At 66.5% G+C, this 1521-nt stretch carries 2 protein-coding genes; both read left to right on the top strand.

Annotation, left to right across the window (positions count from 1 at the left end; genetic code table 11):
- Window positions 1-598 (top strand): FAD-binding protein (locus CDN38_RS28170; RefSeq protein ID WP_142361408.1); only part of this gene is annotated, 598 nt, incomplete at its 5' end.
- A gap of 1 nt (window position 599) precedes the next feature.
- Complete coding sequence (gene chsH3 / locus CDN38_RS28165; RefSeq protein WP_075510146.1) at window positions 600-1481, top strand: enoyl-CoA hydratase ChsH3; 882 nt, start codon at window positions 600-602, stop codon at window positions 1479-1481.
- Window positions 1482-1521: the final 40 nt, after the last annotated feature.

Genomic DNA, 1521 nt, shown 5'->3' with positions numbered 1-1521 from the left:
CTGCCACCACATGTACGGCGGCAAGTACGGGCAGGGTCCCGGACCGGGCGAGAACATTCCCGCCTGGCTGGTGTTCGACCAGCAGTACCGGGACCGCTACATCTTTGCCGGACTGCAACCAGGCCAACGCATTCCGCGTAAGTGGCTGGATTCCGGCGTGATCATCCAGGCCGACACGCTGGAGGAACTGGCCACCAAGGCCGGCCTTCCGGTCGACCAATTCATCGCGACGGTCCAGCGTTTCAACGGCTTTGCCCGGTCCGGCGTCGACACGGACTACCACCGCGGGGAAAGCGCCTACGACCGCTACTACGGTGACCCGACCAACAAGCCCAATCCGAACCTGGGCGAGATCCGGCACGCACCCTACTACGCCGCCAAGATGGTTCCCGGAGACCTGGGCACCAAAGGCGGTATCCGCACCGACGTCCACGGCCGGGCGCTCCGCGACGACGGCAGCATCATCGACGGTCTTTATGCCGCGGGCAATGTCAGCTCGCCGGTGATGGGGCACACCTACCCCGGCCCGGGCGGCACCATCGGGCCGGCGATGACGTTCGGCTACCTGGCCGCCCTGCATATCGCTGGCGAGGGCTGACATGCCGATCGATGTCGAAGTCGCCCTGAACGCCGTCTTGGATCCTGTCGAATTCTCTTGGGCCAGTAGCGATGTCCAACTCTACCAACTGGCATTGGGCGCCGGGTCGGATCCGATGGACCCGCGCGAGCTGCGGTACCTGGTCGACGACACCCCGCAGGTGCTGCCGACTTTCGCCACGGTGGCCGCCACCTTCCACGCCACCAAACCGCCCTCCGTCCGCTTCCCCGGCATCGATATCGAACTGAGCAAGGTACTGCACGCCAGCGAACGTGTGGAAGTGCCAGGGCCGCTGCCGCCGTCGGGCTCGGCGCGCGCCGTCACCCGGTTCACCGATATCTGGGACAAAGGCAAGGCCGCGGTGATCTGGAGCGAGACGCGGGTGACCACACCCGACGGCGAGCTGCTGTGGACGCAGAAACGGTCGATATACGCCCGCGGTGAAGGAGGATTCGGCGGCGAACGCGGCCCGTCAACCTCTGACGCGCCGCCGGAGCGGGCACCCGATCTACAGGTCTCGATGCCGGTGCTGCCGCAGCAGGCGCTGCTCTACCGGCTCTGCGGAGACCGTAATCCGCTGCACTCCGACCCCGAATTCGCCGCTGCCTCAGGCTTTCCCGCGCCCATCCTGCATGGGCTATGCACCTACGGCATGACCTGCAAGGCCATCACCGACGCGCTGCTCGACGCGGACGCCACGGCGGTAGCCGCCTACGGCGCCCGATTCGCGGGTGTCGCATACCCGGGCGAAACGCTTCAGGTCAACATGTGGAAAGACCAGGGCCGCATCGTCGGCGGCGTTGTCGCGCCGTCGCGCGACAACGCCGTTGTGCTCAGCGGTATCGAGCTGGTGCCCTCTCCTCTTTCTTTCGCCCGGGCGTGACTGCATCGTCACGTTCGAGCCGGTGCGTGACTGCAGCGTC

It is taken from the genome of Mycobacterium ostraviense (assembly GCF_002705925.1).
In the GTDB taxonomy this organism is placed as follows: domain Bacteria; phylum Actinomycetota; class Actinomycetes; order Mycobacteriales; family Mycobacteriaceae; genus Mycobacterium; species Mycobacterium ostraviense.
This window is presented reverse-complemented; position numbering and strand designations above follow the sequence as displayed.